General features: G+C 71.0%; 8 protein-coding genes. 4 read left to right on the top strand and 4 right to left on the bottom strand.

Translation table 11 applies throughout. From position 1 onward, the window contains the following. Positions 1–49: 49 nt before the first annotated feature. The 3 genes from ACPW96_RS19300 to ACPW96_RS19290 all read left to right on the top strand — a co-directional run bounded on the left by ACPW96_RS19300 (position 50) and on the right by ACPW96_RS19290 (position 4,699). The gene (locus tag ACPW96_RS19300) at positions 50–2,041 is read left to right on the top strand and encodes a glycoside hydrolase family 127 protein (RefSeq protein ID WP_425885038.1); all 1,992 of its coding nucleotides are present in this window, start codon (positions 50–52) and stop codon (positions 2,039–2,041) included. A gap of 14 nt (positions 2,042–2,055) precedes the next feature. Next, positions 2,056–3,312, top strand: a complete 1,257-nt coding sequence (locus ACPW96_RS19295) for a RuBisCO large subunit C-terminal-like domain-containing protein (protein WP_425885036.1) — start codon at positions 2,056–2,058, stop codon at positions 3,310–3,312. A 73-nt stretch (positions 3,313–3,385) separates the two neighbouring features. Continuing rightward, the gene (locus ACPW96_RS19290; RefSeq protein ID WP_425885035.1) at positions 3,386–4,699 is read left to right on the top strand and encodes a four-carbon acid sugar kinase family protein; all 1,314 of its coding nucleotides are present in this window, start codon (positions 3,386–3,388) and stop codon (positions 4,697–4,699) included. Between the two features lie 12 nt (positions 4,700–4,711). On the opposite strand, the gene ACPW96_RS19285 is transcribed toward ACPW96_RS19290, so the two are convergent. The 4 genes from ACPW96_RS19285 to ACPW96_RS19270 are packed head-to-tail and all read right to left on the bottom strand — an operon-like array spanning position 4,712 to position 14,363. Then, entirely contained in the window at positions 4,712–7,684 is a 2,973-nt protein-coding gene (locus ACPW96_RS19285; RefSeq protein WP_425885034.1) for a glycoside hydrolase family 2 TIM barrel-domain containing protein, read from the bottom strand. 3 nt (positions 7,685–7,687) lie between these two features. Further along, complete coding sequence (locus tag ACPW96_RS19280) at positions 7,688–8,704, bottom strand: LacI family DNA-binding transcriptional regulator (RefSeq protein ID WP_425885033.1); 1,017 nt, start codon at positions 8,702–8,704, stop codon at positions 7,688–7,690. A 44-nt stretch (positions 8,705–8,748) separates the two neighbouring features. Next, positions 8,749–11,604, bottom strand: coding sequence for a family 78 glycoside hydrolase catalytic domain (locus ACPW96_RS19275; RefSeq protein ID WP_425885031.1), 2,856 nt, complete (start codon positions 11,602–11,604; stop codon positions 8,749–8,751). Between the two features lie 41 nt (positions 11,605–11,645). After that, positions 11,646–14,363, bottom strand: coding sequence for a family 78 glycoside hydrolase catalytic domain (locus ACPW96_RS19270; protein ID WP_425885029.1), 2,718 nt, complete (start codon positions 14,361–14,363; stop codon positions 11,646–11,648). Between the two features lie 240 nt (positions 14,364–14,603). On the opposite strand from ACPW96_RS19270, the gene ACPW96_RS19265 reads away from it, so the two are divergent. Continuing rightward, the gene (locus ACPW96_RS19265; RefSeq protein WP_425885027.1) at positions 14,604–15,923 is read left to right on the top strand and encodes an ABC transporter substrate-binding protein; all 1,320 of its coding nucleotides are present in this window, start codon (positions 14,604–14,606) and stop codon (positions 15,921–15,923) included. Positions 15,924–16,083: the final 160 nt, after the last annotated feature.

Here is a 16,083-nt window from a genome sequence, read left to right as displayed (position 1 = left end):
CGGGCACCCGCCGCGGCACCAGACTGAACGGCACTCGGAAGGACTTCGCATGCCTCCCACCACAGCTCTCCGGGTGCACGCACCGCTGCGTGCGCTCGATGCTGACCACGCCCGCTGGACCCGCGGATTCTGGGGCGCCCTGCGCGAGCGCACGAGGGATGTCACCATCCCCCGCATCTGGGAGTCGCTGAGCGACCCCGCCGTCAGCCCCGGGCTCCGCAACTTCCGCATCGCGGCGGGGCTGGACTCCGGCATCCACTACGGCCCGCCCTTCATGGACGGCGACTTCTACAAGTGGCTCGAGGCGGCGATCGACTCGCTCGAGACCGACCCCGACCCGGACCTCGCCGCCCGGATCGAGGAACTCGCCGAGCTGATCGCCTCGGTGCAGCGGGCGGACGGCTACCTGCACACGCCGACGATCATCGCGGCGCGCAACGACGAACCGGTTGCTGCGCTGGCGGATCGCTTCAACTTCGAGACGTACAACCTCGGTCACCTCATCACCGCCGGCGTGCGGCACTTCGAAGTGACGGGAAGCGCGACGCTGCTCGACGCAGCGCGCCGCGCCGCCTCGTTCCTGGAGGACCTCGCGACGAACAAGCCGCTGGAGCTGGCCCGCAGCGCGATCTGCCCCTCGCACTACATGGCGGTCGTCGACCTGTACCGGGTCACCGGCGACGAGCGCTACCTGCGCCTGATGGAGGCGTTCGTCCGGGTGCGCGACGACTTCGACGAGGGCGGCGACGACAATCAGGACCGCATCCCGGTGCGCTTGCAAACGACGGTGGCCGGTCACGCTGTCCGTGCCAACTACCTGTACGCGGGTCTCGCCGACCTGGTGGCCGAGACCGGCGACGAGCAGCTGACCGGCGTGCTGGAGAATCTCTGGCGCGACGTGGTCGACACCAAGCTCTACATCACCGGTGGCTGCGGCGCGCTCTACGACGGCGCGTCGCCGGACGGCTACCCGTGGCAGGGCGAGATCAGCCGCGTGCACCAGGCGTACGGCCGCGCGTATCAGCTGCCCAACACGACCGCGCATGCGGAGTCGTGCGCGAACATCGGGCTGATCCTGTGGGGCGAGCGGATGCTGTCGCTCACGGGCGACGCCGGATACGCCGATGTCATCGAGCGGGTCGCGTTCAACAGCCTGCTCGCCAGCGTCAGCCTCGAGGGCTCGGAGTACTTCTACACCAATGCGCTCCGCCAGGTGCGGGAGCTCCCCTTTCCCCTCCGGCGCCCTGGCGACACCGGTCAGCACCCCACCCCGCCACCGCCGCCGTCGGACGAGCGGCTGCGCGAGCGCTACCTGAGCTGCTTCTGCTGCCCGCCGAACATCGCACGCACGCTCGCGCGGTTCCACCAGCTCGCCGCCTCCGTCTCGGCCGACGGGCTGCACGTGCACCTCTACGGCGGCAGCGACCTGCGCGGCGCCGATGAGAACGGACGCTCCCTCGCACTGCGCGAGGACAGCGACTACCCCTGGGACGGGCGGATCGGCTTCACGGTGACGGATGCCGTGGGCGGCGGAGTGCCGCTGCACATGCGCATCCCCGGCTGGTCGGCGGGTGCGACTCTCACGGTGAACGGCGACCCCGTGCCGGTGTCGGCACCGGGCGCGTACACGAGGATCGAGCGCGCGTGGTCGCCGGGCGACGAGGTCGTGCTGACGCTTCCCATGCCGGTGCGCATCCTGCGCGGTCACCGCCTGGCCGAGGAGATCACGAACCAGGTCGCCGTGCAGCGAGGGCCGGTCGTGTACTGCCTGGAAAGCGCGGACCTGCCGGAGGGCGTCGTGCTGGAGCGGGCGGCGCTGCGCCGCGGCGCAGAGCTGACCCCGGTGGAGGCGCACATCGACGGCCGGCGCCTGATCGCGCTGGAGGGCGAGCTCACGGTGCTCCCCGAGGCGGGCGACGACCTCTACGACGACCTGGATGCCGCGCCGGTCGGCGCCGCCCGGGCGCGGCTCATCCCCTACTTCGCGTGGGGCAACCGGGGCCCGGGGGAGATGTCCGTGTGGCTTCCCCTGGTGTGGTGAACGGGGTGAACGGGATGAGCGCGCACACGGTCGTCGCGAAGTACGTCATCGAGACGTCCCTGCCCCTCCGGCATGCTGCCGAGGTGCTCGCCGGCGAGCAGTCCACCGGAACGTTCGTGCGGGTGGCTCGTGAGTCCGACGACCTGCGCGCCCGGTTCGCGGCCCAGGTCGACAGCATCCAGGAGATCCCGCTCACGGGCTCCCCGCCGTTGCCCGGCGCCGTCGGCGACCCGTCCGAGCGCCGGCGCGCCATCCTGAAGCTGCGGTTCCCGCTCGACAACTTCGGGCCTTCCCTGCCGAACCTGCTCGCGGCCGTGGCGGGCAACCTGTTCGAGCTCAAGGAGCTCGCCGCCATCCGCCTTCTCGACCTCGACCTGCCGGCGCCCTTCGCCGACCGGTATCCCGGCCCCTCCTTCGGCGTCGAGGGCACCCGCCGGCTGATGGGTCGGACCGAGGGCACGATGATCGGCACGATCATCAAGCCGAGCATCGGCCTTGCCCCGGATGAGCTTGCGGAGCTCGTCGGTGAGCTGGCCGCGGCCGGCATCGACTTCATCAAGGACGACGAACTGCAGGGCAACGGACCTTCCGCGCCGCTGGCGGCTCGCGTCCGGGCGGTGATGCCTGTGCTGGAACGCCACGCCGACCGCACCGGCGTCAAGCCGATGTACGCCTTCAACATCACCGACGACATCGGTCGCCTCGAGGCGAACCACGACCTGGTGGTCGAGGCAGGCGGCACGTGCGTCATGGCGTGCATCAACCTCATCGGGCTCGCGGGCCTCGATTTCCTCAACCGGCACTCCACCGTCCCGATCCACGGTCACCGCGCCATGCTGGGCGCGATCGCCCGATCGGACCAGGTGGGGATCGGGTTCCGCGCATGGCAGAAGCTCGCGCGGCTGAGTGGGGCCGACCACCTGCACACCAACGGCATCAGCAACAAGTTCTACGAGTCCGACGCCGAGGTGCTCGACTCGATCGCCGCCGTCCGCGAGCCGCTGCTCGGTCTCACGCCGACCGTGCCGGTGCTCTCGAGCGGGCAGTGGGGAGGACTCGCGCACGCCACCTACGCGGCGGTGGGGACGACCGACCTTCTCGTGCTCGCCGGTGGCGGCATCCACGGCCACCCCGACGGTCCCATGGCCGGCGTGCAGAGCATGCGCGACGCATGGGCGTCCGCGGCGCGCGGCGAGAGCGCGGAGGACGCGTACGCCGCCTCCGATGCACTCCGGCGCGCGACCGAGAGCTTCGGGCCTGTGCGTGTTTAGAGGTGGGCGTGTTTAGAGGTGGGCGTGTTTAGAGGTCTGCGTGTTTTTGTGGCGCGTGTGTCTAGAGGCGAGCGTGTCTGACGGGGGCCTGTCGCCGGAGGGCGTGGCCGGCGCGCGCCGCGGGAAGGCGCGCGTCGGCTTCTATGGCGACGACTTCACCGGCAGCGTCGATGCGCTGCTCCAGTTCGCCCGCCGCGGGTGGACAGGACGCCTCTTCACCTCCGTCCCGACCGGCGCGGCACTGGCGGCCGCCGCCGCCGAAGTGGACGTCGTGGGAATCGCAGGGATCGCCCGGTCCCTTCCCACGGCCGGGATCGAGGACGAGCTGCGGCCGGCGCTGGAGGCCCTGCGAGATGCCGGCGCGCACGTCGTGCAGTACAAGGCATCGTCCACGGCCGACTCCTCCCCGACCATCGGCAGCCTCGGGCGGGTGGCCGAGATCGCTCGCGAGGTGATCGCCGAGCGACCGGTGCCGGTGCTCTTCGCCCAGCCGGACTTCGGGCGCTATACGGTCTTCGGCCACCACTTCGCGGCCGAAGACGGCATGATCTACCGCCTCGACCGGCAGCCCACGATGTCCACCCACCCGTCGACCCCGATGACCGACTCCGATCTGCGGGTGCACCTGAGCCGGCAGACGAGCCTGGAGGTCGGCGGCATCCCGCTCGTCGCCTACGACGAGAACCTCGACGAGCGCCTCGCCGACGGTGACGCGCTCGTCGTGCTCGACGCGCTCACCGACGAGCACCTGATCGCCGTGGGGGCGGCGATCTGGCGGATGCCCGAGCCGGTGTTCGCGATCGGCTCCGGGGGGCTGAGTCACGGGCTCGCCGCGGCCGATGCGCACGGCGCCCCGCCGCCGCCAGTCTCTACGCCGGCGACGGGTCCGGTGCTGGCAGTATCGGGAAGCCGGTCGCGCCAGACGCGACGGCAGGCTGATGCCGCGGCCGACGCCGGCTGGCTGGTGCGGCCGTTGCCGCTCGGTGACGGGTATCTCGGCGACGGCGTCCTCGCGCAGGCCATCTCCGACACCGTCGCGGCCCTCGGCACGGGGCGCAGCGTCGCGTTCACCTCCGACGACGCCGACACCGCAGGCGTCGTTGCGCCGCTCGAAGGGATCGCCCGGGCCGCCGCATCCATCATCGAGAGGGCCGCGGCGGCGGGAGTCACACGAAGGATCATCGTGTGCGGTGGAGACACCTCCAGCCGGGTCACCCGGCTTCTCGGCATCCACTCGCTGTCGATCGCGGCCAACCCGTGGGGCAATGTGGTGCTGCTTCGAGCGCACGCGGAGGCGACCCACCTCGACGGCCTGGAACTGCTGCTCAAGGGAGGCCAGGTGGGGACGGTCACCCTCTTCGACGACGTGCGCCGGCTCGGCGCCTGAGCCTCCCCGGGCTCAGACCGAAGACAGCCGCACGCTCCACGTCGTCCGCTCCCGCGGCACGCGGTAGCGCTCGGGCAGCGCGGGGCCGACGGATGCCGAGCCGAGACCCTGCTGCCGGTGATCGATGTTCAGCCACACGCGGCCGGTGTCGACGAGCTCGTGCGGCTTGGCGGCGCGCTGCAGGTCGAACGACGTCCACCGCCGGGCGGTGAAGTCGAACTCCGGGCGCCCGTCGACCCGCAGATTCGGCACCCAAGACCCGGAGAGCTCCAGCCACCGCGTCTCGATGTGGTTGCCGTTCTCCTGCGGCACGGGGTAGTCGACCTGAAGCTCCTCGATCGTGCGCGCGAAGACCCCGCGGCGTGACCCCTCGCAAGAGTCGACGTACGTCTCACCCGGACCCCGGCCCCACCATCGGGCGGCGTCGTAGCCGCCGGGGAGGGAGAAGAGCAGCCCCACCCGGGGAACCCAGATGTCGCGGTGCATGTACGGGGTGTCCCGCCAGGGGCCGACGAAGTCCACCGTCGTCTCGAGCGCGATTCCGTCCCCATCGGCGCGCCACAGCATCTGCCACTCCACCCCGTGCGGATGGGAAGTCGGCGCGGTGCGCCCCGTCACGCGCAGCCAGTCCGCTCCCGCATCGACGGAGTCGGTGCGGTGCCGCAGGCGGTCAGCGCCGGTCTTGCGCCACACCGAGGCGATGTCGTTCAGGTCGCCTTGACCGTGGTCGTTCTCGGTGGGCGCGCGGTGCAGGTCGAGCCACGGACCGTCGAGCTCGAGGGCGCCGAGCCGCCGCATCCGGCCCGTCGTCGCGTCGAAGACCGCGGCGCCGATCGCGATGTCCGTACCGGCGGGCGCGCGGGCGGTCTCGCCCGGCGCCGAGACGGCGGATGCAGGGGCGGTGGATGCGGGGGCGGTGGATGCGGGGGAGGTGGATGCGCGCACGGGCTCGGCGACGGCCTGGCCCCACGCCACCACGTGCCCGGCCGGGGCCCAGGAGCCATCGGCGGCGAGCGCCGCCTCCACCGTGAGCACGGCGTCGGGTGAGGCGCTCAGGTCGAAGGGCAGTGGCACGGTGAGGCTCGCGCCCGCGGGCACGGGTTCCACCGCGAGCGTCCCCGACTCCGCGACGCGGCCGTCGATCTCGACCGCCCACCGGAAGGCAAGGTCGGACGTGTCGGCGGAGTGACGCGCGTTGGCGATCTCCACCTCGGCCCCGACCCGGATCGAGATCGGCGCGTAGGCCTTGGCGAGCTCGACGAGGCCCGGCGTCGGCGTGCGGTCGCTGAACACCAGCCCGTGCAGGCTGAAGCGCCCGCCCCGCGGCTCGTACTCCACGTCGTCGCCGTGCATGATGAACGGCACGCCCTCGGCCGTGCGTGCCGAGAAGCCGTGGTCGATCCACTCCCACACGAAGCCACCGCAGAGGCGGGGGTGCGCGTCCATGATCGCCCAGTAGTCCTGCAGCGACCCTGGTCCGTTGCCCATCGCGTGCGCGTACTCGATGAGAAGGAAGGGCAGCCCCCGGCGTCGTGCCTCGTCGGTCTCGTCGATCCCCTCCGGTGCCGGCTCCTCGCCGCGACCGATATGCTCGAGCAGCTCGAGCGAGGGATACATCAGCGAGTAGAAGTCCGAGTTGCGGTAGCTGGGGTCGCGCTCGTAGAGCACCGGCCGCGACGGGTCCCGCTCACGGGTCCAGCGTTCCAGCCCGGCGAAGGCCTCGCCCGTGCCGCTCTCGTTGCCGAGCGACCAGATCACGACGCTGGGGCGGTTCTTGTCCCGTTCGACGGTGCGCCGCATCCGGTCGAGGATCGCCTCACGCCAGGCAGGATCGTCCGGAGGGTTGGTGGCCCAGCCGTCATAGATGAACCCGTGCGTCTCGAGGTCGCACTCCACCACCACCCACAGCCCATACTCGTCGCAGAGCCGCAGGAACTCGGGATGCGGCGGGTAGTGGCTCGTTCTCACGGCGTCGATGTTCGCGCGCTTCATCAGCACGATGTCCTCGATCATCGTGGCGCGGCTCAGGGTGCGGCCGGTGTCGGGATGGTGCTCATGCCGGTTCACGCCGCGAAAGGTGAGCGGCCGTCCGTTCACCTCGAACACCCCGTCCCGGATCTCCACGCGGCGGAAGCCGATCGCGAGCTGCACCACCTCACCCGCCGAGGTGAGGGTCCCGCTGTAAAGCCGAGGCGCGTCGGCGCTCCAGGGCTCGACGGGCACGCGCGCCGTCTCCCCCGCCGGCATCCGGATGCCGAGCTCCGGCACCTCTACGATGGCCTCGGCCGTGGCATCCACCCGCAGCGCGCCCATGCCCGTCCGCGCGTCGAAGTCGGCGTGCACGAAGTGGTCGTCGATGGCGCCGGCGCGCCGCTCGATCAGCTCGACGTCGCGGAAGATCCCGGGGAGCCACCACATGTCCTGGTCTTCGAGGTAGGTGCCCGCCGACCAGCGGTGCACCCGCACGGCGAGCAGGTTCGGGCCTGGAACCACCGCCGCGTCGAACTCGAACGGGAGCCGGCTGCCCATCGACCACCCCAGCTCGACGCCGTTGAGCCACACCTTGGCACAAGAGTCGACGCCCTGGAACCGCAGCACCGCCGACTCCCAATCCGCCGGCACGTCGAAGACCAGGCGGTAGTCGCCGGTCGGGTTCTCGGTCGACACCCGGGGAGCGTCGAGCGGAATCGGATAGGCGGTGTTGGTGTACAGCGGACCCTCGGCCGTGCCCCGCATCGAGCGCGGCGGTCCGCCGGCGAGCGGGGTGAACTCCTCCAGCACCCAGTGCGACGGCACGGGCATCGCATCCCAGCCGGAATCGTCGAAGTCCTCCCCGACGAACTCCTCGCCCGAGCCCGCCGCGGTCGGCGAGAGCCGGAACCGCCACGATCCATTGAGACTCAGCACCCGCGCGTCGCTCACCGCCTCGGCACGCGGAGCCCGGCGTCCCCTCCCCGGTGCGGTGCTCTCCCAATATCCGGCCATGGATCAGCCGCCGGTGGACTCGCGCACCACGAGTTCCGGCCGGAAGAGCACCGCCCGCTCCTGGGCGCTCTCGCCGTCATCGGCGAGACCGAGTTCGCGCAGCAGCAGATCGACCGCGGTGTAGCCGATGAGCGACGCCGGCTGCCGAACGGAACTGAGCGGCACGACCGTGGCCGCCGCGAAGTCGATGTCGTCGTAGCCGATGAGCGCGATGTCGTCGGGAACGCGCAGGTCGCCGCTCATCACGAGGGCCTGCAGAAGGCCCACCGCGAGCAGGTCGTTCGCGGCGAAGATCGCATCCGGGCGATCGTCCGGGGCGCGGGAGACGATCCCCTCTCCGGCTCTCCGCCCCTCCAGCACGGTCAGCGCTGTCATCTCGATCACCTCGAGCGTCGCTCCGGGGGTCGCATCCACAGCCCGCCGCGCGCCGAGCAGCCGGTCGGCGACCTGGCGGATGGAGGGCGGGCCCCCGACGAACGCGATCCGCCGGCGCCCGATCGCCGTGAGGTGCGCTCCGGCGAGGTGCCCACCCTCGACGTCGTCGACCGCCACCGAGCAGAACGCGTCGTCCTCGGTGTGACGGTCGACGAGCACGACGGGCGTGCCTCCCGCCTGCAGCCGCTCGAGCCGCGTGATGTCTTCGGCCACGGGGGTGATCAGCACCCCGTTCACCCGCTGTTCCTGGAACAGGTCGAGATAGGAGCCCTCCCTCGAGGCGTTCTCATCGCTGTTGCCGAGCAGCACGGTCATGCCCTCTTCGGCGGCCCGGTCCTCGGCGCCACGGGCGACGTCGGTGAAGAACGGGTTGCGCACATCGAGCACGATCAGGCCGATGCTTCGGCTTCGACCCGCGCGCAGCTGCCGGGCGGCGTCGTTGCGGACGAAGCCCAGTTGCTCGATCGCGTGCAGCACGCGCTCCACCGTGGCGGGCGCGACCTTCGCCGGCCGATTGAGCACGTTCGAGACAGTGCCGACCGACACGGATGCCGCGGCCGCCACATCCCGCACACTCACTGCCACGCCCGCCCCGTTCTCCTCGCCTCGGACCGTGTCATCAGAAAGACTCAGCCGCCCGAGCGGCTCGCGGTCAACTCTGCCAGACGGTCGGCCACCCTCTCTCGGAGCGCCGGCCCGGCATCCCGGGACAGCGCCTCCTCGAGCCGTCGACCCTCCGCCCACGTCGTGTTCCTGCGGATGCGCTCCGCAGCCTCCGGCTTCTCCTCCGCGATCACGTCGAGCACCACGCGATATGCCTCAGGGTCATCGATGACCACCGAGAGGCTGGAATCGAGATCGACGACCGGCGGTGCGGGGGTGTCTCCCGCGTCGTCGATCTCCCAGCGATGCGTTCCCGAGCCGACCTCGTGCTCTTCGCCCTCGATCACCACTGTGGCGGTCGTGTTCGGCGGCACGACGGCCTCGATCACGATCCGACTCCCCTCGCGACGCCAGCCGGCCTCGGCCCGACCGTAGGGCGTGAGGTGCTCGGCCGAGGCGAAGTCGAATCCCGCGAGCGGTGTCGGCGCGATGCGCAGCTTCGCGTAGCCGGGCGCCGCCGGCGCCAGTCCTGCGACGACCCGGTGCAGCCAGTCGCCGATCGCACCCAGGGCGTAGTGGTTGAACGAGGTCATCTCGCCGGGGTTGATGGTGCCGTCGGGCAGCATCGAGTCCCACCGTTCCCAGATCGTCGTCGCGCCCATGGTCACGGGATAGAGCCACGAGGGGTTCTCGGTCTGGGTGAGCAGGCGGGTCGCGGCGTCGACGTGCCCGGTGCTGCTCAGGGCGTCCGCGATGATCGGCGTGCCGACGAAGCCCGTGCCGATGCGGTAGCCGCCCCGGCGCGTGAGTTCGGCGAGACGAGCACCGAGCGCGGGGAGTAGACCCTCCGGCGCGATGCCGAACACGATCGCCATCGCGTACGCGGTCTGCGCGTCCGAGACCATTCGTCCCGAGGGGGTCAGGTACTCGGCGAGGAACGCGGCGCGCACCTCCTCGGCGATGCGGCCGTAGCGCTCGGCGTCCTCGTCCCTGCCCAGCAGCTCCGCCGCGTGCGCGACGTTGCGGGTGGAGAGGAAGAGGTGAGCGCTGGCCACGATGTCGCCGTCGGTCTTGGCCTTCGCGGGCTGGTCCGGCGGCGCATCCGGGTCGAGCCAGTCGCCGAACTGGAAGCGTCCCTCCCACAGACGGCGATCGCCCGCGATCTCGAGCAGGGTGTCGACCCACGACGTCATGCTCGGATACTGGCGCTCGAGCGTCGCGACATCCCCGAATCTCTCGTTCAGCACCCACGGCACGACGGTCGCGGCGTCGCCCCACGCGGCCGCGGGCTTCGGCGCGCCCAGCACGTTGGGCACCACGAACGGCACGACCCCTCCGCCGGCCTCCTGCTCGATCGAAAGGTCGCGCAGCCACGAGTCGAGGAACCCCCGCACGTCGTAGAGGAAGCTCGCGGTCGGGGCGAAGACCTGGATGTCGCCCGTCCAGCCGAGGCGCTCGTCCCGCTGGGGACAGTCCGTCGGAAGGTAGAGGAAGTTGCCCCGGAGCCCCCACACGATGTTCTCGTGCAGCTGCGAGACGAGCGGATGCGAGGTCTCGAACCAGCCGGTGCGCTCCATGTCGCTGTGCAGCACGACCGCTGTGACGTCGGCGGGATCGAACTCCCCCGGCCACCCGGAGATCTCCGCGTAGCGGAACCCGTGGAACGTGAACTCCGGCTCCCACTCCTCCGCGCCCCCGGTGCCCGCGAGCGTGTAGTGGTCGGTCGCCTCGGCGGCGCGCAGCGGACGGGTGCCCAGCTCGCCGTGCTCCAGGACCTCGGCGTGCCGAAGGGTCACGGTCGTTCCGGCGGGGCCCTGCACCCGGATGCGGAGCCGGCCGACCAGGTTCTGGCCGAAGTCGAGCACCGTCCTTCCCTCCGGGGTGGTGATCACCTCGCGCACCGGCAGCTCCTCGATCCGGCGCACGAAGGGCGACGTGCGCGGCTCCGGGGCGACGATGGTCTCCGCCGCGGCGGCCGCCGGCCACGCGGAGTCGTCGAATCCCACCTCGCTGAAACCGGGCTGGGCCGGGGAAGCGTCGGTGCTCTTGGCGCGAGCGCCGAAGGCGCCGACGCCGACGCGCGCGTCGAACGTCTCGCCCTGGTAAAGCCCGCTCGCCACGAGCGCGCCGGTGGAGGCCTTCCACGATGGGTCGGTGGCGACGAGCTGCGAGCGGCCGTCGGCGTACTCGATCAGCAGCTGCGCGGCGACCCGCGGCTGGGCGCCGTAGTGCGGATGCGCATCGTCGCGGAAGCCGAAGTACTCCGTCGCCCAGGCGCCGGCGAGGCGGATGCCGAGGGCATTGCGCCCCTCGGTGACCGAGGCCGTGACATCCGACGTCTCGTGGATGGTGCGCGCCTGGTACGGCGTCCAGCCGGGCTTCATCACCTGGTCATCGACGTCCGTGCCGTTCACGGCCGCCTGGTACACGCCGACCGCGGTGGCATACAGGGTCGCCCGGGCGACCTCGCCCTCGACCTCGAACGCGGTGCGCAGGTACGCGGGCTGCGCATGCTGGGAGGGGTCCGCGAGGCCGATCGCCTCCGCCGTCCATTCGCCCTCGCCGAGGAACCCGGCGAAGATGCGGCGGGGGGCGCTCCACTCGCCGCCGACGCCGTCGGCGCCGGTGACGCGGACGCGCAGCTCCGCCTCTTCGCGGGGTGCGAGCGGTGGAAACGGCCACGCGATCTGCACCGACTCCCGCCCGTCCACGGTGTGGTGATGCACCCCGCTCGGGCGGGTCAGCTCCAGTTCCGCGGATGCCTGGATCCAGTCGGGTGCGTCGGTCTCGGTGACCCAGCCGAGGCGTGGGGCGGGCGAGGGAACGGTGTCGCTGCCGTATGGTGCGTCGGTGCTGACGCGGGAGACGACGGGGGTGGTCACAGGGATCTCCTTCAGGTGGCTCTCGTCGATCGGGCCGGCGCTCACGCGACGGCCGGTGCGGTGACGGTGATGCGGTGGGTGCCGTGGTGCAGTTCGGCGGGCGCCGGGTCACCGTTGACCGTGACGGTGGAGGACTCGGTGAGCGGCAGGTCCAGCAGGGCGCGGGCGCCGAACGGCACGGTCAGCGTCGCCTCCAGCGCATCGCCGTCGAGGCGCCAGTCGATGGACAGCTCACCGAGCCCGGTCGCGATCGTCGCGGCGGCGCGGTCGAGCGCGCGCGCCGGTCGCGGGGCGACGTGGACCGTGCGATAGCCGGGGCTCTCCGCATCCGGTGCCAGCCCCGCGACCGTCCGGTAGACCCAGTCGATCATCGCCCCGTAGGCGTAGTGGTTGAACGAGAGCATGCCGCCGCTCTCGCCGCCGCTGTTGCCGGCATCCATGTCGCCGCCGTGGATGGAGCCGTCCGGGAGGATGGCGTCCCACCGCTCCCAGACCGTGGTGGCGCCGCGGTCGACCTGGTAGAGCCATGACGGCGCTTCGTGGCGCAGCACCATGCGGTACGCCTCGGCGACGTGGCCGTTGTTCGACAGCGCGAAGAGCACCAGCGGCGTGCCGAGGAAGCCGGTCGAGATGCGCCCATCCGACCTGGCGACGTTCGCGGCGAGGGCGTCCGCGAGGCCGGCCCGGCGCTCCTCGGGTGCGATGCGGAACTCGAGCGCGAGCGCGGCGCCGGTCTGGGTCGAGACGGCCTCCTCGCCCCACCGCTCCCAGGTCGCCGCTGCGACCGAATCGGCGAGGGCGTCGTACTGGGATGCCGCCTGGGCATCGCCCACGAGGCGCTCGGCGCGCGCGACCAGCCGTGCCGAGTGCACGTAGAACGCGTTCGCGACGTAGTCGCTAGATACCTTGGCCTCCCACGGGCGCGCGGCCGGGGCATCCGGGTCGAGCCAGTCGCCGTACTGGAACGGCTCCGTCGGCAGCACGATCCCGTGGCCCGCACGCCGGCGCAGGTGGCCCACCCACCGTCTCATGCTGTCGAGCTGCCGTTCGAGCACCTCCGTGCTGCCGTACGACTCGTATACCGCGAGCGGCACGATGGTCGCGGCATCCGCCCACCCGGCACGCCCCATGTTGTCGGTGGGCGTGCCGCCCATCAGCATGTCCTGGCGACGGATGATGTCGGGCACCACCGAGGGCACACCGCCCTCGTCGGTCTGATCGATCTCGAGGTCGCGCAGCCACGACATCCAGAACGCCTCGGTATCCAGCAGCGTGTTCGCGGTCGCCGCGAAGGCCTGTGCGTCGCCCGTCCACCCGAGGCGCTCGTCGCGCTGCGGGCAGTCGGTCGGCACGGAGACGAAGTTGTCGCGCTGGGACCACAGCACGTTCGAGTGGAACTGGTCCAGAGCCGCATCGGAGGAGCGGAACGTGCTGCGCGGTTCGAGGTCGCTCGAGATGGCGATGGCCGTGGCCGAGACCACCTCCGCGTCGCCCACGACGTCGGCGTAGCGGAAGCCGTGGAAGGTGAACACCGGCTCGAGCACGTGCTCGCCGTCCGAGGCCAGGGTGTAGACGTCGGTGGCCTTCGCCTTCCGAAGCGCCGCGGTGTGCAGCTCCCCCGACGGCTCCAGCACCTCGGCGTGGCGGATGGTGACGACATCCCCCGCCGCGCCACGCACCACGAGCCGCACCCATCCCGAGACGTTCTGCCCGGAATCCAGCAGCAGGCGGTCGTTCCGGCGTTCGATGCTCATCTCGCGCTCTGCGATGACGCGGACGGGCTCCGACGCGCGGGGCTCGAAGCGCGCCAGGTCGGTCTCGATGATTGATGCCTGGGTCCAGCCGGTGTCGTCGAAACCCGGCTCGTGCACGCCCACCGCGTCGAGGGACTGGTCGATGATCGTGCCGTCGTAGATTCCCGCCGACCGCACAGCGCCGAACCCCCCGCGCCACGACTCGTCCGACGCGATGATCTCGGTGGCGCCGTCGGGGCTTGTGAGCTCGAGCTGGGCGAGCACGCCGATGCGGTCGCCGTAGATGGCCGTCCTCCGTGCGAATCCGAAGGGCCCCCGATACCAGCCGTCGCCGACCGCCGCGACGAGAACGTTGTCGCCGGCGCGGAGCAGGTCGGTCACATCGAGCGTGTCGACGAGCACCCGCTTCTGGTAGGAGGTCCATCCGGGGGTGAGCAGCGCATCCGAGACCCGCACGCCGTTGATCCAGGCGTCGACCAGCCCGAGCGCGCTGAGGCGCAGGCGCGCAGATCGCGGGGCCGTCTCGAGCCGGAACTCCCGACGCAGCAGGGGCACCGGGCCGGCGACCTCGCTCGGGATGCCGATGACGCGGGCGTCCAGCTCATCGCCCGGCACGCCCGCCTCGACGGTGAGGGGGGTACTCCAGGCCGTCCAGCCCACCTGAGTTCGCACCCGCACGGCGTAGCGTCGCACCTCGCGGGCCGAGAACCCGCGGGCGTCGCGGATGCCGGTGGAGACCTCCCCCGCGATCGCGGGCTGCACGTCCCACTCGCCGTTTCCGCTCGAGACGGCCAGCTGGTATTCGAGCTGGCGGGCGTCGGCGTTCTCGCTTCGCACCGCCCACGAGAGTCGGAGACCGGTCAGCGGGGTGCCGAGTAGACCCCGCCCGAACGAGGAGCGCAGTCCTGCGATGCGCGTCGCCTCGTCGGATTCGGCGGCGGGCGGGAGATCCGTCATGTTTCCGTGTCCTTTCGCGCCGGCATCCTCGCCGACAGGGTCTTCCATCCTGAAACGATTCAAGACCGATTGTCAACCCGGAGCGGGATGTCGGGGCACCTGGGGCATCCGGGTTACGAGATCGTTACCGCCAGGACCGGAATTGGTCGTTGACTCTCCCGGCCGGGCGTCGTACTCTCGTTCCAGTTGAACCGTTTCAACCATCCGCTGAGTGAAGTCGACAGCGGTGAGAACACAGCCAGACAGTCCTGGCTCTCAGCCCCGGGGCTGCTTTACAAGGAGGTAAAGATGAAGAGTTCTTCGACCCGGAGAACCATCGTGGCGGCAGCGGGCGTGTTCGCCCTCGCCCTCCCTCTCGCCGCGTGCAGCGGCGGCGACGGCGGCGGCGGCGGTGAGGGCGGCGCGAACGAGATCAGCTTCCTCACGCAGAACACCGGCACGAACGTCGCTGTCGCCGAAGCGCTGATCGAGGCGTTCGAGGCGGAGAACGACGACATCACCGTGCGGCTGGAGACCCAGCCCGCCGGCACCGAGGGCGACAACCTCATCAAGACGAAGCTCGCCACGGGCGAGATGGAAGACGTCTTCTACTACAACTCCGGTTCGCTGTTCCAGGCGATGAACCCCGATCAGAATCTGGTCCCGCTCGGGGACGAGGCGTGGGCCGGCGACCTCATCGACACCATGAAGCCGGTCGTCTCCACGGACAACGGCCTCTACGGCGCGCCCTTCGGGGCGACCCAGGCCGGGGCCGTGGTCTACAACAAGAAGGTCTACGCCGATCTCGGGCTCCAGGTTCCCACCACGTGGGATGAGTTCGCCGCGAACAACGAGGCCATCAAGGAAGCCGGCATCACCCCCGTCATCCAGACGTACGGCGACACCTGGACGAGCCAGGTGTTCGTGCTCGGCGACTTCGGCAACGTCCTCGCCCAGGACCCCGACTGGGCGGAGGAGTACACGGCGGGCAACCGCAAGTACGTCGACGAGCCGGCCCTCGCGGGCTTCGCGAACCAGCAGGCCGGATTCGAAGCGGGCTGGTGGAACGAGGACTTCGCCTCGGCGCTGTACGACGATGGGGCACGGATGGTCGCGACCGGCGAGGGTGCGCACTACCCGATCCTCACCGGCATCGTCTCGACGTTCCAGCAGAACTTCCCCGACGAGCTGGAGAACATCGGGGTCTTCCCGCTCCCGGCCCAGAATGCCGAGGACACGAAGCTGACCGTCTGGCTGCCCAACGCCGTCTACATCCCCAAGACGACCGAGGGCGACAAGCTCGAGGCCGCCAAGACCTTCGTCGCGTTCCTCAATTCTCCGGAAGGCTGCGAGATCCAGACCACGGTCATGGTGCCGAGCGGGCCGTTCGCGACGACCGCGTGCACACTGCCGGATGATGTCCCGGGCCTCCTGAGGGACATGCAGCCCTACTTCGACGAGGGCAACACCAACCCGGCCCTCGAGTTCCTCTCACCCATCAAGGGACCGAACCTCGAGAACATCACGGTCGAGGTCGGCTCCGGCATCCGGGAGGCGGAGGACGGCGCGGCGCTCTATGACGCCGACGTGGTGAAGCAGGCGCAGCAGCTCGGCCTCGAAGGCTGGTGATGGCTGATCGGCTGAGGACCGATACCCGGAACTGAGCCGAACGATCGATAGGGGTGGCGCCCCCCCCGGCGCGCCCCCGCCGACACCACCCCGCCCCACCCAGGAGAGGGCAATGGCACACACCCCCCCCCGCCGCCCGCCCCCCCCCCACCCACCCCCC

It is taken from the genome of Micromonospora sp. DT81.3, assembly GCF_049847225.1.
Lineage (GTDB): Bacteria > Actinomycetota > Actinomycetes > Actinomycetales > Microbacteriaceae > Microbacterium.
Note: the sequence above shows the minus strand (reverse complement) of the source record. Positions and strands in the feature narration are given on the sequence as shown.